Here is a 15,613-nt window from a genome sequence, read left to right on the forward strand (position 1 = left end):
TTTCGACTATGTCTTACGCCATTGCTGCATTTTGAAAATCAAACAAACAAAATTTTCATAAATATACCTGATAAACATAATCAGGAGAGTCTGCATTATTCCATTGGTGTTAGGGTTATAGCAAGATGACTTTTCTGCTTTGGTGACTTTTTCTGTATAAATATGAGAGATTAGCTAATGTTTCGTCTTTTTCCCATTATTCGGGTTAAAATAGACGACAGATTTGATGTTATTTTGTACACCACAAAGTTGTTTGTTATTTTTATTTTAAGAGAGCCAAAGAATCGCCACTATGAAATCATTTAATCAAGTTCAGTTCGTCACCATTGATGGCGATGAAGCAGGCCAGCGTATCGATAATTTTTTACTGGCACGCTTAAAAGGTGTACCAAAAAGTATGATTTACCGAATTATCCGTAAAGGGGAAGTTCGAGTTAACAAAGGGCGAATTAAACCTGAATACAAACTCAATACGGGTGACAGCATCCGTATACCTCCTGTGCGAGTATCGGAAAAAGAAGAAGTCGCGGTATCACCAAAGCTTGATAAAGTCGCTGCATTGTCAAATTGTATTTTATATGAAGACGACCATTTAATGCTCATCAATAAACCTTCTGGTACGGCTGTACATGGGGGAAGTGGGTTAAGTTTTGGTGTGATTGAAGGTTTACGTGCATTGCGCCCAGAAGCGCGTTTTTTAGAGCTTGTACATCGTCTTGATAGAGATACATCGGGTGTTTTGCTAATTGCAAAAAAACGTTCAGCATTACGTGCTTTGCATGAGCAATTACGCTTAAAACAGATGCAGAAAGATTATTTAGCCTTAGTGCGTGGGCAATGGCAATCTCACACTAAAGTTGTTCAGGCACCGTTGTTGAAAAATATTCTTCAAAGTGGTGAGCGAGTCGTTAAAGTAAGCAATGAAGGAAAACCTTCTGAAACGCGTTTTAAAGTGGAAGAGCGTTTTGAATTTGCCACATTAGTGAAAGCAAGCCCTGTGACAGGAAGAACACACCAAATTCGTGTGCATACATTACATGCAGGTCATCCTATTGCATTTGATGATCGTTATGGTGATCGTGATTTTGATTCACAATTGGTAGGAACAAAACTTAATCGCCTATTTTTACATGCCAGTTCTTTGACATTTACTCATCCTTCAACGGGTGAACAAATGCGAATTGAAGCGCCAATGGATAATCAGCTACGCCATTGTTTGCAAGTATTACGTAGTCAAAAATCTTAAGTCGAAAATTTTTATTTCAACAGAAAATCCGAATACTCAATACGCCCAGTTTGTTGGGCGTATTGCTTTTCTTAAACCACAAAGAAAGTGAGTGGAAAATGGAATTAACCTTCCACTTTTGTCATGCATTGCTCAACAATTTTATCAATATCCCACTCTTTAGGCAGTGATTTTGAGCCGTTTTTGCGCATTTCCATATCTACACGGATAAATTCGTTAATTCCGTAATTTTTAATAATGCCGTCGTAAGTACATTCACACACTTCGGCAATTTGAGGAATTAGCGCATCATCAGTAATGCCCGAACCTAATATGCAGCTACTGACGAAATTCTTTTTAAATAAGGATTTGCTGTCATCTTTTTTGTCTGAAATCACACTGTCTTGGATAGTATTTGTCGTGTTAGTTGCTTTTGTTGTTGAAATTTCAGTGTCTTTTTCATCAGAACAACCCACTAATGCTGTTGCCATCACTAAAGCTGTTAAGACTGATGCTAATTTATTCATAATACGCTTTATCGCTACATAAGATTAAAAAATAAGATGACCAGATTCATTTGTGATCATCAGAGAAAAATAATGGGTTTATTCTTTGCGAGAGCAACATTTTATTCAATCGGATAAGTGGTAAACCAATTAAAGAATTTGGATCATCGCCGACAAGTTTATCAAATAGAGTAATGCCTAGTCCCTCAGATTTAAAACTTCCAGCACAATTGAAAGGCATTTCTTTATTTAAATAACTGATAATTTCTTCATCAGTTAAATGACGAAAGTAAACTTGAAATAATTCACAATGAGTTTGGTGTTCTAAAGTTAGGCTATTATATACAGTTAATCCGGTGTAAAACGAGATACATTGTCCTGAAGCTTGTTTTAATTGTGCAAAGGAATTATCAAAATTATGGGGTTTTCCCGTGATCTTTTTATTCAGTACACAAACTTGATCAGAGCCAATTATAAGGTGATGTGGAAATTTTGCTTGTAAAGCGCTGGCTTTTTCATAGGATAAGCGACTGACAAGATCTTGAGCGTACTCTGTGGGCATCGGGGTTTCGTCAATCTCTGGAGATGCCTGTATAAAGGGCATTCCAAGCTTTTTCAGCAACTCAGCTCGAAAGGGTGAAGTAGACGCAAGGACGAGTGGCAACATATTTTTTTTAAAATCCGTAGCAAAATGATGCCTGACATTCTAAACTATGCGCCGCTGATAAAGCGAATTTTGGTGGAAAGGTGTAGATAACCCGCCTTTTTCTTTGACTATATTCCATTACAAAGATAATATGCGCGCCTTATGCAAAAGGTAAAATTACCCCTGACCATTGATGCGCTGCGAGCAGCTCAAAAGAATTTAGACTATGACGGTCATTATTCTCCAGAGCAAGTAAGCCGCTTAGCTGAATCGGTGGTCAGTGTGGACAGTAATATTGACGTGGCTTTATCATTTGATATTGACCATCAACGTCTTGCCGTGATTAAAGGGCATTCCGATGTGGATGTGACTTTAGAATGTCAACGTTGTGGTGGCCATTTTCCGTATCATGTTCACGCAACATATTGTTTTAGCCCTGTTGTCAGTGATGAACGGGCCGAGACATTACCGGAAGAATATGAACCAGTTTATGTAAACGAATTTGGTGAAATAGATTTGCTGGCAATGATTGAAGATGAAATAATCCTCAACTTGCCGGTGGTTCCGGTACATGATTTTGAACACTGTGAAGTGTCCGACGCGGATATGGTGTTTGGTGAACTCCCTGAAGAATTATCAGAGAAGCCAAATCCATTTGCCGTATTAGCCAGTTTAAAGAAAAGTACTAAGGAGTAAGGTCAATGGCCGTACAACAAAACAAACCAACTCGTTCTAAACGCGGTATGCGTCGCTCTCATGACGCGCTGACAGTAACTCAAGTTTCTGTTGACAAAACTTCTGGTGAAACTCACCTGCGTCACCATGTAACTGCTGACGGTTACTACCGTGGTCGCAAGGTTATCAACAAGTAATTAGCTTTATAGCTCGTTGATACCTTGACAAATCTAACCATAGCGTTAGATGCGATGGGCGGGGACTTCGGTCCTCGCATCACAGTGCCTGCTTGTTTGCGGGCGCTGGCATCTAATCCTCATTTAAAAATATTGCTGGTAGGTCAACCAGACTCTATATCTCCTCTGCTTGCAAATCAAAATGCTGAGCTAATCTCCCGTTTACAAGTTATACCCGCAGAACATATTGTCGCCAATGATGCCAAACCTTCACAAGCTATTAGAGCAAGTAAAGGGACATCAATGCGAGTGGCACTTGATCTCGTGAAAACAGGGGAAGCACAGGCTTGTGTAAGTGCAGGGAATACTGGCGTGTTAATGGGATTAGCAAAACTTCGACTTAATGCAATTGATGGAATTGAACGTCCCGCACTGGTTTCGATATTACCTAATCAGAAAAAAGGCAAGACGGTTGTTCTTGATTTAGGCGCTAACGTTAACTGTGATAGCAAAATGCTGGTGCAGTTTGCGGTAATGGGCGCAGTTATGGCCGAAGAGATAGCAGAGATTGATTCACCGAAAGTGGCGCTTTTAAATATTGGTGAAGAAGAGAGCAAAGGATTAGATAATATCCGCGAAGCTGCTACGGTATTAAAATCGACACCGAATATTAATTATATTGGTTATGTTGAAGGTAATGAATTACTGACAGGCAAAACTGATGTATTGGTGTGTGACGGCTTCGCAGGTAATGTCTCCCTTAAAACGATGGAAGGGGTTATCAGAGTTTTCCTTTCATTGATTAAATCTTCTACTACCGAAAATAAAAAAACGTCGTGGTGGATGAAAATATTGAAGAAGTGGTTACAAAAGCGGCTAATTAAGCGTTTTGGACATATGAACCCCGACCAGTATAACGGTGCTTCTCTGTTAGGATTACGCGGTATCGTCATTAAAAGCCATGGTGGCGCAAATGAAAGCGCGTTTACAGCAGCAATAGAACAGGCTGTTCATGCCGTTGAGCGAAAAATTCCAGAGCGAATTGCTTCACGACTGACAACAGTATTACCCAAGAGCGATTGATAGAATGTATACAAAAATCTTAGGTACTGGTAGTTACTTGCCTGTACAAGTGCGAACTAATGCCGATTTAGAAAAAATGGTTGAAACATCTGACGAGTGGATTGTTACCAGAACGGGTATCCATGAACGTCGAATTGCAGCAGAAGAAGAAACTGTTGCCGTGATGGGAGCGGGTGCTGGCGAAAAAGCATTAGAAATGTCAGGTATTGATAAGCAAGACATTGGATTGATTATTGTTGCAACTACATCTGGCTCTCATGCATTTCCAAGTGCGGCTTGCCAAATTCAAAATGCATTAGGTATTAGTGATTGTATTGCTTTTGATGTTGCGGCTGCATGTTCAGGTTTTGTTTATGCATTAAGTATTGCGGATCAATTTATTAAAGCTGGCTCTGTTAAAAAAGCACTGGTTATTGGTGCTGACAGATTATCTCACGCTTTAGATCCAGAAGATCGCGGCACGATTATCCTATTTGGTGATGCGGCAGGTGCTGTGGTTGTTGGCGCATCAGAAGAAGAAGGCATTATCTCTACTCATTTACATTCTGATGGCCGTTTTGGTGATCTATTAGCACTACCTTATCAGAGTAGAGAAAATGACGATTTACCTGCTTACGTGACTATGGCAGGAAATGAAGTTTTTAAAGTCGCAGTTCGTGAGCTTGCCCACATTGTGGATGAGACACTTGAAGCTAACAAAATTGATAAATCTGAACTGGACTGGCTTGTGCCTCATCAGGCAAATTTAAGAATTATTTCAGCGACAGCGAAAAAGCTGGATATGACAATGGATAAAGTAGTGGTGACATTAGATCGCCACGGCAATACGTCAGCAGCATCAGTCCCAACAGCATTAGATGAAGCTGTAAGAGATAATCGCATTCAACGTGGTCAGTTAATCTTACTAGAAGCGTTTGGTGGCGGTTTTACTTGGGGTTCTGCACTTATCCGTTTTTAATATTATCAGGAAAATAAACATGACTGATTTTGCAATGGTTTTTCCCGGACAGGGATCACAAGCTGTTGGAATGCTTGCAGAACTTGCAGAGCAATATCCAATCGTGACTGAAACATTTGCTCAAGCATCTGATGTATTGGGTTACTCTCTTTGGGACTTAGTTCAGAATGGTCCAGAAGAAGAGCTAAACAAAACATGGAAAACACAGCCAGCATTATTAGCAGCTTCTGTTGCTATCTGGCGTGTATGGCAAGAAAAACAAGGCAAAATACCACAAATGATGGCAGGTCACAGTCTTGGCGAGTATTCTGCTTTAGTGTGTGCGGGAGTTATTGATTTCGCTGTGGCAATTAAATTAGTAGAATTACGTGGTCAACTGATGCAAGAAGCCGTACCTGCGGGGACGGGTGCAATGTATGCGATTATTGGCTTAGATAATGACGCTATTGCAAAAGCCTGTGAAGAAGCAGCACAAGGACAAGTTGTCTCACCTGTAAACTTTAACTCACCGGGCCAAGTTGTTATTGCGGGTAACAAAGAAGCCGTAGAGCGTGCTGGTGTGTTATGTAAAGAAGCGGGTGCTAAACGTGCTTTACCACTAGCAGTAAGCGTGCCTTCTCACTGTGCTTTAATGAAACCGGCTGCTGATAAGCTAGCGGTTGCATTACAAGAAATCGAATTTAAACAACCTGAAATTCAGGTCGTTAATAACGTTGATGTGATAGCACAAACTGATGCAAATGCAATCCGTGATGCATTAGTTCGCCAGCTTTATAATCCAGTTCGCTGGACTGAAACGGTTGAACTTATTGCTGAAAAAGGTATCACACAATTATTAGAAATCGGGCCAGGAAAAGTATTAACTGGCTTAACAAAACGTATTTCTAAAGAAATGAACGCTGCAGCAGTTAATGATATTGCATCATTAGATGTTGCATTAGGAAATGACTGAGGGATCTCATGGGATTTGACGGAAAAATAGCGCTAGTTACTGGTGCAAGCCGTGGTATTGGCCGTGCGATTGCAGAAGATTTAGTTGCACGCGGTGCGACAGTAATTGGTACAGCAACGAGTGAAAACGGTGCGAAAGCTATCAGCGAATATTTAGACGGTAAGGGTAAGGGTTTTGTGTTAAATGTCACAGAAAACGACTCTATCGAAAAATTTTTAGCCGATGTGCGCGCTGAATTTGGCGAAATTGATATTTTGGTCAATAATGCAGGTATTACTCGTGATAACCTGTTGATGCGCATGAAAGATGATGAGTGGCAAGATATCATTGACACTAATCTTTCATCAGTCTTCCGTCTGTCTAAAGCAGTTATGCGTGCTATGATGAAAAAACGTTATGGTCGTATAATTACGATTGGTTCTGTTGTTGGAACCATGGGTAACGCAGGACAGGCAAACTACGCGGCGGCGAAAGCGGGTGTGATTGGTTTTAGTAAATCATTAGCACGCGAAGTTGCTTCCCGTGGCATTACGGTGAATGTTGTTGCTCCAGGCTTTATCGAAACTGATATGACTAGAGCATTAACAGACGACCAAAGAGCAGGTATTTTATCTCAAGTCCCTGCTAACCGTTTAGGTGATGCCAAAGAGATTGCCAGTGCTGTAGCTTTCTTAGCTTCTGATGAAGCAAGCTATATCACGGGTGAAACATTGCATGTCAATGGTGGCATGTACATGATCTAATTATGGGGACGTCTTTATATTTGCTTTTTGCGTACAATATAATGCAAAATATAGCAAATAAAGTAGTCCACACAGTCGGGATTGGTTAGATCTTTTCCTGTATTTATAAACTAAGAAAATCATCGCGCAAGCGAGTTTTGATAGGAAATTTAATAGTATGAGCACTATCGACGAACGCGTTAAGAAAATCATTGTTGAACAACTGGGTGTTAAAGAGGAAGAAGTTGTAAATTCAGCTTCATTTGTTGATGACTTAGGCGCTGATTCTCTTGACACAGTTGAGCTGGTAATGGCTCTGGAAGAAGAATTCGATATCGAAATCCCAGACGAAGAAGCAGAAAAAATTACTACAGTTCAAGCTGCTATTGATTACGTTGAAAACGCAGGTAAATAAGCTTGCTAATCTAGGCGGTCACTCGACCGCCTATATTTTTAATCCTAAACTTTTTCCCTCCTTGGAGGATAAGCGTGTCTAAGCGTCGTGTAGTTGTGACCGGACTAGGCATGTTATCTCCTGTCGGTAATAACGCAGAAGCTTCTTGGGAAGCAGTGTGTGCCGGACAGAGTGGTATCGGCCTTATCGAAGATTTTGACACCAGTCATCATGCGACTAAATTCGCTGGATTGGTAAAAGATTTCAATCACGAAGATTATAATCTTTCGCGTAAAGACGCGCGTAAGATGGATCTTTTCATTCAATATGGTATTGCAGCAGGTGTGCAGGCCATTGCGGATTCAGGTCTTGAAGTAACAGAAGCCAATGCAAGTCGTATCGGAGCTGCTATTGGTTCTGGTATTGGTGGCTTAGGCCTTATCGAAGAAAACCATACATCTATGATGAATGGCGGCCCTCGTAAAATTAGCCCATTCTTTGTACCTTCAACCATCATTAACATGGTTGCAGGGCATTTAAGCATTATGTATGGTCTTCGTGGCCCTACAATCTCTATTGCAACAGCGTGTACTTCAGGTGTTCATAATATTGGACATGCTGCACGTATTATCGCTTATGGTGATGCAGATGCAATGCTGGCAGGTGGTGCCGAAAAAGCAACCACACCATTAGGTTTGGGTGGTTTTGGTGCTGTTCGTGCATTATCAACACGTAACGACAATCCTCAAGCGGCTAGCCGCCCATGGGATAAAGATCGTGATGGTTTTGTATTAGGTGATGGTGCGGGTGTTCTTGTTCTTGAAGAGTACGAACACGCTAAAAACCGTGGCGCTAAAATTTATGCTGAAGTGGTTGGTTTTGGTATGAGCAGCGATGCTTATCACATGACTTCACCGGCAGAAAATGGCGAAGGCGGTGCGCTGGCTATGACAAATGCACTGAAAGATGCGGGTATTGCCTCATCAGAAGTGGGTTATATCAACGCACACGGTACATCAACAAATGCAGGCGATGTTGCTGAGGCACAAGCAGTAGAAAATGTATTTGGCAAAGGTACTGATGTATTAGTTAGCTCAACAAAATCTATGACAGGTCACTTATTAGGTGCTGCGGGTGCAATTGAGTCTATCTTTACAATCCTTTCGTTACGTGACCAAATCGTACCTCCAACAATAAACCTAGATAATCAAGACGAAAATTGTCATCTTGATTTTGTTCCACATAAAGCACGTAAAGTTGAGAACATGGAATATGCTCTGTGTAACTCATTCGGCTTTGGTGGTACCAACGGTTCAATTCTCTTTAAGCGCGTATAACCCGTTTTTTGTAGAAAACTGAAAAATACCTAAAGGCCCAGGATTATTCTGGGTCTTTTATTTTGTCCTTTTACTGCCAGTTGTTTTATCATGTACAGATTGATATCAATAACATAGATGTAGGGTGTGTTAGATGTATTGGGTAAATGGACAACAGCAACAAAATGTCGATGTAAGTGACCGTGCAATACAGTTTGGTGATGGTTGTTTTACTACGCTTGCCGTTGAGTATGGCAACCCAATTTTGTTACCTGCCCACATCAATCGCTTAAAACAAGGTTGTGATGCGCTTTTTCTACCACATCCTAATTGGTCTGACTTAGAAAGGCACATTATAGATATTGCCTCAGACACTCAAACGAAAGGTGTTATTAAGGTTATCATTAGTCGTGGCTATGGTGGACGAGGATATTCCTCCAATGGATTTATAACGCCGACCGTAATAATGTCACTATCATCTTATCCTACCCATTATCTCCACCAGCAAAGTGAAGGTGTATCGCTTGGTATAAGTCCTGTTACCTTAGGGCAAAATCCTTTGTTGGCAGGGATAAAACATCTCAATCGCTTAGAACAAGTCCTTATCAAATATCATTTAGAAAAAACAGAATTTGATGATGTTTTAGTGTGTGATCATGAAGGATATTTAGTTGAAGCCAATGCGGCGAATCTTTTTTGGCGCAAAGGAAATAGGCTTTTTACACCAAATCTGACTAACTCAGGGGTAAATGGCATTATGCGTCAATCCATTTTTCAATTAGCTCAAAAAAATCATTGGGAAATTGATATTGTGAGAGAAAAACCTGAAACACTTTATCAAGCTGATGAAATATGGTTAACAAATGCGTTGATGCCAGTGATCCCCGTTTCACAAATCACTTTTTCAGATGATAAGCGCTATCAATATCCTAGTAGGGATTATTATCATGTTGTTTTACAACACAGTTTGTCACTTAAATAGAATTTAATGAGTTATAAATGAAGATAAAAAAAATAGTATGGATAGTTTTTTTTGCCTTATTAATTAGCCTTGGTGCAATGGCGTTATATGTGATGCAGCATATTCGAGGCTTAGAAGAAAATGTTATTGTAAAACAAGATGAAATGTTACTTACTGTTCCAGCAGGAACGGGACGTGTTGCCATGGAGCAACTGCTAATAAAAAATAATCTGCTTAATGAAGGGGATTATTTCCAAATTTTGCTAAAAGCAAAGCCAGAACTAAGCCAATTTAAAGCGGGGACTTATCGCTTAACAAAGGGTATGACGTTACGTGATGTTTTACTGCTTATCAAAAGTGGTAAAGAGGCACAGTTTACAATCCGTTTTATTGAAGGAAGCCGTTTAAAAGATTGGCAATCTATTTTTGAGCAAGCGCCTCAACTAACAACCGTTGCACATACTCTGGACGCTGATAAATTACGCCAAGAAATAGGAATAAGATCTGAAATTACTAATCTAGAAGGTTGGTTTGCGCCAGATACATACCATTACACCGCGGGTACGACTGATGTCGCAATTTTAAAGCGTGCCTACCAACAAATGGAAAAAACATTAGAAGAAGAGTGGATTAAACGCGATAGTGACTTACCGTATAAATCCGCTTATGAAATGCTTATCATGGCATCAATTATTGAAAAAGAGACGGGTATTGATGCTGAAAGAACAAAGGTTGCGTCTGTTTTTGTCAATCGATTAAAAACTAATATGCGATTACAGACTGATCCAACAGTCATCTATGGTTTAGGTGATAAATATAGAGGCACGATTTACCGTAGTGATTTAAATGGCTATACACCTTATAACACGTATCAAATTGATGGCTTACCACCAACACCAATAGCAATGCCTGGTGTTGCTTCAATTAGAGCTGCTGCACATCCAGCGGATACACGTTATCTCTATTTTGTTGCGGATGGAACGGGTGGTCATAAATTTTCAACCACACTCAATGAACACAATAAGGCCGTCGCGCAATACCGACGCTTACAACAAAGATAATTATGAACAACAGCAAATTTATTGTAATTGAAGGATTAGAAGGCGCTGGAAAAACCAGCGCAATTCAAACGGTTATTGATACATTAAAAGAACAAGGTATCACTAATCTGGCTTTTACGCGTGAACCCGGTGGCACACCACTTGCTGAAAAACTACGTGAACTCATCAAGCAAGGTATTGACGGCGAAAAAGTGACAGATAAAGCAGAGCTTTTAATGCTATATGCAGCGCGTGTTCAGCTTGTTGAGAACGTGATAAAACCTGCGCTTGCAGAAGGTAAATGGGTGATTGGAGATAGACACGATCTCTCTTCACAAGCTTATCAAGGTGGTGGGCGTGGCTTAGATAAAGATCTTATGTTGTCACTTCGTAATACGGTTCTTGGTGATTTTCGCCCTGATTTAACCTTATATCTTGATTTAGATCCGGCTATTGGTCTTGCCAGAGCGCGTGCTCGAGGCGAATTAGACCGAATTGAAAAAGAATCAATGGATTTCTTTTATCGTACTCGTGAACGTTATCAGGCCTTAGCCAAAGGTGATGACTCTATTATCACAATAGATGCATCCCAAGCTATTGAAAAAGTACAAGCAGATATCCGTCAAACATTAACAACGTGGCTAGTTCAGCAGGAAAATAAATCACTATGAATTGGTATCCTTGGCTAAATCAGGCATATCGACAACTTATTAGCACGTATCAAGAAGGGCGTGGTCATCATGCTTTGCTTTTACATGCGATAGAAGGCATGGGAGGCGAAGCACTCTCTTATGGGTTAAGTCGTTGGTTAATGTGCCAGAATAAACAGGGATTAAAAAGTTGTAATGAATGCCATAGCTGTCGTTTGATGCTTGCTGAAACACACCCTGATTGGCATGTTTTGCAGAGTGAAAAGGGTAAGTCCTCGATTGGTATTGAAGCAGTAAGAAAAGTGACTGAAAAGCTGGAGCATCATGCTCAGCAAAGTGGTTTTAGAGTTGTTTGGATAAAAGACGTTGAAGCATTAACTGAAGCGGCAGCCAATGCATTGCTTAAAACGTTAGAAGAGCCGCCTAAAAACACCTATTTTTTACTGAATTGTCAGCAACCAGAGGTTTTATTAGCGACATTGCGTAGCCGTTGTTTTTATTACCATTTGGTAACGCCAGATCTCCAACACGCAACGCACTGGTTACAGCAACAATTACCAAATATACCTTATGCAAATAGTGTGACGGCATTAAATTTATCTCAGAATGCCCCCGTTTTAGCGCTTTCATTATTGAAAGATGAGTGGAAAGAAAGAGAGGCTTTTTGCCAAGCTTTATATACAAGCATCCAACAACGTGATTTATATGCATTTTTACCACAATTAAATCAAGATAATGCAGAACGTCGCTTGTATTGGTTATTATCACTACTGCTTGATGCATTAAAATACCAAACCAATGCACAAGTGTATTGTGTGAATCAAGACCAGCAAGCATTGATTATGGCGTTATCACAATGGCCTTCGGATATTTTATTATCCACTATTGATGGATGGAAACAGTGTCGTTATCAGTTAATGACCATTCCTGCATTAAATAGAGAGTTATTACTAGTAGAACAGCTACTAGATTGGGAAAATCAGCTAATCACAAAAAATTAATTAGCTATATATTAATTATGGATTAGCTGTAATAAAAAACACCTATACTCTAAATCATTCGAGTTGTAGGTAGGCGGCAAGCAAAGATATCCTGATGAGCATACTCATTTATGTGATTCGGGTAGCTGAGCGTAGCCAACCCCCTGCAACTTGAAGGATGACGAGTATATAAGTCGTACCAGATAAATGAGAGTAAGTTATGTTTTTAGTTGATTCACACTGCCATCTCGACAGCTTAGATTATGAAAAATTACATGAAAATATTGATGATGTTGTCGAAAAAGCACAGCAGCGAGATGTTCAATATATGTTAGCAGTGGCAACCACATTACCGGGCTTTAAGAGTATGCGTGAGCTAATCGGTAAACGTGACAATATCGCCTTTTCTTGTGGGATCCATCCTTTAAATTTAGATGAAGGTCATGATATTGAAGAATTAGCACGTTTAGCCGCTGCCCCTGATGTTGTGGCTTTAGGTGAAACAGGGCTAGATTACTATTACCAACAAGAAAATGCGGCTTTACAGCGTGAAATTTTCCGTGAGCATATTCGTATTGGACGCCAAGTTAATAAACCCGTTATTGTGCATACACGCAGTGCTCGAGAAGATACTTTATCCATTTTAAAAGAAGAGAAAGTTCAAGATTGTGGCGGTGTTCTGCATTGCTTTACTGAAGATAAAGAAACTGCAACAGCATTACTTGATCTTGGAATGTATATTTCTTTTTCTGGCATCGTAACATTTAGAAATGCTGAACAAATTAGAGAAGCTGCTCGCATTGTTCCTCTTGATAGAATTTTAGTTGAAACAGACTCCCCTTATTTAGCGCCAGTTCCTCATCGCGGAAAAGAAAACCAACCAGCTTATGTCCGTGATGTTGCAGAATATATGGCTGTCTTAAAAGGCGTCAGTGTTGAAGAGTTAGCGCAACAAACAACACGCAATTTTGCTAAGCTCTTTCATATTCAAAACTTACCTGCTTAATAGAATTAATCAGGAATTAAAATAAATAATAAGGTGATGGAAATGGCAGAAGAAACAATTTTCAGTAAAATTATTCGTGGTGAAATCCCAGCCAATATCGTTTTTCAAGATGATACAGTGACTGCATTTCGTGATATTTCACCTCAAGCACCCACTCATATTTTAATTATTCCTAATAAACTTATTCCTACTGTAAATGATGTTACTGCGGAAGATGAGCAAGTATTAGGACACCTTTTTGTAGTTGCGGCAAAAATTGCACAACAAGAAGGCATTGCTGAAGACGGTTACCGCGTAGTGATGAACTGTAATAAACATGGTGGACAAGAAGTTTTCCATATTCATATGCATTTGCTTGGCGGAAAACCATTAGGGCCATTATTAAGCCAGTAATGGATGTGATGCTAACAGCAGGATAACAGGAAGTAATACATGATAAGACAAGGTAAGGCCATTTGTTCATTACTTATCGCTGTGTTTATGACGACATTGCTTTCAGGATGTTTATCATCTCATTCAGATAATAAACTCTATTTCAATCGTCAGCAGGCTATTATTATGGAGCCTTCGGTATTAGTTGTAGGCGTTGTTGCTGGTCAGCCAACCATTGAACACCATGCTAATGGCACAAAAGCGACAGTCATGTTATCAAATACACAATCTTACCCTGTTTCTATTCGCTATCGTTTTTATTGGTATAACGAACAAGGACTTGAAGTTTCTCCTGCTGGGAATGTAAATGATGTGACTATTCTTGGTGATGGTGATGCCGAAATTAGTGGTGATATACCAGATAAAACCATTAGTTATGTCAGAGTTTATCTCTTTACTTAGGATAAGGTAACACGATCATGAAAAGAGTTCTATTTGTGGCGATGTCTGTATTTTTATTAGCGGGTTGTCCATCTATGTTGCCACAACAACCGCCTGTACCTGTAGAGCCTGTGACACCTACAGAGCCAGTAGAGCCACCTAAACCGATAGAGCCACCAATTGAAGTTGTGCCAACGCCACCTAAAATCACGAGTATTAATTGGAATGCTGCTGTCACTCCTTTAATTAGAGAAATGGCGGTTACTGGTGATTTAGAGGCAGGTAAGCTTATCGTTGTTGATAATGTTAAAAATAATTCGGGTGGAAACATCCAAGCGGTAAATGCGACAAATACGATTATCGAATCAGTTAATAGTATTAGTGCGTTACAAACCGTGCCTTACACGCAAATGATGTCAGCACGAAAAGCCCTCGGTTTATCTGGTGAAGATAGTCTAGGTCTTCGTAGTGCAGCGATTGGCTTGGCCCGCTATTTGAAAGCTGATTATATTTTATTCTCAACCGTTGATGGTAAAAAAGATAACCGTGTGATCAGTATGCAGTTAATGTCGGTTTCTTCTGGTGAAATTCTTTGGAACGGGCGCCATAAGGTTGAGTGATCTGCATTACTCAAGTTTGCTTAATGCCTTGCAAGCGCTTTTCCCTGCAACGGCATTAAGCAAATGGAAAATCACAGCATTAGAAGGCGCTGGTGGTGGTGCTTTTCGCGTGCAATGTGCAGATATTGACTGGGTTGCTCGCTATTATGGCGATGAAAAAAAAGCGCTTTATGTACATGGAAGAAAAGAATACGCCATTTTAAAACAGCTATCAGGATCTAATTTATCACCTAAAGTTGCCACACGTTATAAAGAGTGGTTTTTTCTTTATTGGTTACAGGGCGAACATCTTACTCACCAATCACTTTTTAGTACTTATTTAAAACCGTTGGCTGAAAAAATAGCAATACTTCATCAACACACACCGTTAGGTTTTCCTCTTAACCTAAATCATGAATTATTAATTTATTGGCAGAGTATTGATAGAAAACGTTTATCTGCTAAATGGTTACGCTTACAACAACATTTTTTACGCCAACCGCGATGCAATCTCATAAAATACGCGCCTGCTCACATGGATTTGCATGTTGAGAATATTCTTCTTAGTGATTCCAGTATAAAATTTATTGATTGGGAATATGCAGCCGATATTGATACAGCTGATTCATTGATGACGTTCTTTGCAACAAACCAACTCAATGAAGCACAACAAAATACGTTTTTGGATTATTATTATTCGTATCATTGTCATTATGCTCAATCCAGAGAGACGAATGTTTATTCTGTGAAGGAATTGAGAAAGCGTATTTTTTCAAGAGAGCCATTCATTTTTTATATGATGCTAATGTGGTATGAAGTCCGTTGGCAACAAACAAAAGATGGATCATTTTTAATAATGTCTGAACCTTTACGTCGCTATTTCAGTCTGACGAATTAAAGACATTATCTTG

General features: G+C 39.8%; 20 protein-coding genes. 18 read left to right on the forward strand and 2 right to left on the reverse strand.

Features of this window, described 5'->3' with window-relative positions; all coding sequences use genetic code 11:
* Window positions 1–292: 292 nt before the first annotated feature.
* Window positions 293–1,246 carry a 23S rRNA pseudouridine(955/2504/2580) synthase RluC gene (gene rluC, locus ACWPWK_RS17255; RefSeq protein ID WP_109372875.1) on the forward strand — a complete coding sequence of 318 codons (954 nt, stop codon included), beginning with the start codon at window positions 293–295 and terminating at the stop codon, window positions 1,244–1,246.
* 104 nt (window positions 1,247–1,350) lie between these two features.
* On the opposite strand, the gene ACWPWK_RS17260 is transcribed toward rluC, so the two are convergent.
* Together ACWPWK_RS17260 and ACWPWK_RS17265 are read right to left on the reverse strand one after the other, a co-directional pair.
* Window positions 1,351–1,752, reverse strand: a complete 402-nt coding sequence (locus ACWPWK_RS17260; protein ID WP_109372876.1) for a hypothetical protein — start codon at window positions 1,750–1,752, stop codon at window positions 1,351–1,353.
* A gap of 46 nt (window positions 1,753–1,798) precedes the next feature.
* On the reverse strand, window positions 1,799–2,398 hold the full coding sequence (locus ACWPWK_RS17265; protein WP_109372877.1) for a Maf family protein: 600 nt from the start codon (window positions 2,396–2,398) through the stop codon (window positions 1,799–1,801).
* 141 nt (window positions 2,399–2,539) lie between these two features.
* Here ACWPWK_RS17265 and yceD point away from each other — a divergent pair, with 141 nt between their 5' ends.
* The 17 genes from yceD to ACWPWK_RS17350 all read left to right on the forward strand — a co-directional run bounded on the left by yceD (window position 2,540) and on the right by ACWPWK_RS17350 (window position 15,600).
* Window positions 2,540–3,073, forward strand: a complete 534-nt coding sequence (gene yceD, locus ACWPWK_RS17270) for a 23S rRNA accumulation protein YceD (RefSeq protein ID WP_023582576.1) — start codon at window positions 2,540–2,542, stop codon at window positions 3,071–3,073.
* Between the two features lie 5 nt (window positions 3,074–3,078).
* A complete protein-coding gene (rpmF, locus tag ACWPWK_RS17275; RefSeq protein ID WP_006537252.1) occupies window positions 3,079–3,249 on the forward strand; it encodes a 50S ribosomal protein L32 in 171 nt (56 codons plus the stop codon).
* A gap of 24 nt (window positions 3,250–3,273) precedes the next feature.
* Window positions 3,274–4,311, forward strand: coding sequence for a phosphate acyltransferase PlsX (gene plsX / locus ACWPWK_RS17280; RefSeq protein WP_109372878.1), 1,038 nt, complete (start codon window positions 3,274–3,276; stop codon window positions 4,309–4,311).
* Window positions 4,312–4,315: 4 nt separating this feature from the next.
* Window positions 4,316–5,269, forward strand: a complete 954-nt coding sequence (locus tag ACWPWK_RS17285; protein WP_109372879.1) for a beta-ketoacyl-ACP synthase III — start codon at window positions 4,316–4,318, stop codon at window positions 5,267–5,269.
* A gap of 19 nt (window positions 5,270–5,288) precedes the next feature.
* Window positions 5,289–6,221 (forward strand): ACP S-malonyltransferase, encoded by a 933-nt coding sequence (gene fabD / locus ACWPWK_RS17290; RefSeq protein ID WP_109372880.1) that lies wholly within the window; start codon window positions 5,289–5,291, stop codon window positions 6,219–6,221.
* An 8-nt stretch (window positions 6,222–6,229) separates the two neighbouring features.
* Window positions 6,230–6,964 carry a 3-oxoacyl-ACP reductase FabG gene (gene fabG / locus ACWPWK_RS17295; protein ID WP_109372881.1) on the forward strand — a complete coding sequence of 245 codons (735 nt, stop codon included), beginning with the start codon at window positions 6,230–6,232 and terminating at the stop codon, window positions 6,962–6,964.
* Window positions 6,965–7,121: 157 nt separating this feature from the next.
* Window positions 7,122–7,358 (forward strand): acyl carrier protein, encoded by a 237-nt coding sequence (gene acpP / locus ACWPWK_RS17300; RefSeq protein ID WP_004247087.1) that lies wholly within the window; start codon window positions 7,122–7,124, stop codon window positions 7,356–7,358.
* A 74-nt stretch (window positions 7,359–7,432) separates the two neighbouring features.
* Window positions 7,433–8,674, forward strand: a complete 1,242-nt coding sequence (fabF, locus tag ACWPWK_RS17305; protein ID WP_099076186.1) for a beta-ketoacyl-ACP synthase II — start codon at window positions 7,433–7,435, stop codon at window positions 8,672–8,674.
* A 133-nt stretch (window positions 8,675–8,807) separates the two neighbouring features.
* Window positions 8,808–9,635 (forward strand): aminodeoxychorismate lyase, encoded by an 828-nt coding sequence (gene pabC, locus ACWPWK_RS17310; RefSeq protein ID WP_109372882.1) that lies wholly within the window; start codon window positions 8,808–8,810, stop codon window positions 9,633–9,635.
* Between the two features lie 17 nt (window positions 9,636–9,652).
* Window positions 9,653–10,675, forward strand: a complete 1,023-nt coding sequence (gene mltG, locus ACWPWK_RS17315; protein ID WP_109372883.1) for an endolytic transglycosylase MltG — start codon at window positions 9,653–9,655, stop codon at window positions 10,673–10,675.
* A 2-nt stretch (window positions 10,676–10,677) separates the two neighbouring features.
* Window positions 10,678–11,325: a dTMP kinase gene (gene tmk / locus ACWPWK_RS17320; protein WP_109372884.1), complete on the forward strand. Its 648-nt coding sequence runs from the start codon at window positions 10,678–10,680 to the stop codon at window positions 11,323–11,325.
* Complete coding sequence (gene holB, locus ACWPWK_RS17325; RefSeq protein WP_109372885.1) at window positions 11,322–12,305, forward strand: DNA polymerase III subunit delta'; 984 nt, start codon at window positions 11,322–11,324, stop codon at window positions 12,303–12,305. The genes tmk and holB overlap by 4 nt, the downstream gene beginning before the upstream one ends.
* 199 nt (window positions 12,306–12,504) lie before the next feature.
* A complete protein-coding gene (locus ACWPWK_RS17330) occupies window positions 12,505–13,290 on the forward strand; it encodes a metal-dependent hydrolase (RefSeq protein ID WP_109372886.1) in 786 nt (261 codons plus the stop codon).
* Between the two features lie 42 nt (window positions 13,291–13,332).
* Complete coding sequence (gene hinT / locus ACWPWK_RS17335; RefSeq protein WP_109372887.1) at window positions 13,333–13,683, forward strand: purine nucleoside phosphoramidase; 351 nt, start codon at window positions 13,333–13,335, stop codon at window positions 13,681–13,683.
* Between the two features lie 39 nt (window positions 13,684–13,722).
* Window positions 13,723–14,124: a YcfL family protein gene (locus ACWPWK_RS17340; RefSeq protein ID WP_109372888.1), complete on the forward strand. Its 402-nt coding sequence runs from the start codon at window positions 13,723–13,725 to the stop codon at window positions 14,122–14,124.
* Between the two features lie 17 nt (window positions 14,125–14,141).
* Window positions 14,142–14,723, forward strand: coding sequence for a penicillin-binding protein activator LpoB (locus tag ACWPWK_RS17345; protein ID WP_109372889.1), 582 nt, complete (start codon window positions 14,142–14,144; stop codon window positions 14,721–14,723).
* Window positions 14,716–15,600 carry a phosphotransferase gene (locus tag ACWPWK_RS17350; RefSeq protein WP_109372890.1) on the forward strand — a complete coding sequence of 295 codons (885 nt, stop codon included), beginning with the start codon at window positions 14,716–14,718 and terminating at the stop codon, window positions 15,598–15,600. Before ACWPWK_RS17345 ends, ACWPWK_RS17350 begins: the two co-directional genes overlap by 8 nt.
* Window positions 15,601–15,613 lie beyond the last annotated feature (13 nt).

The sequence above is a fragment of the Proteus sp. Marseille-Q3619 genome, assembly GCF_965283115.1.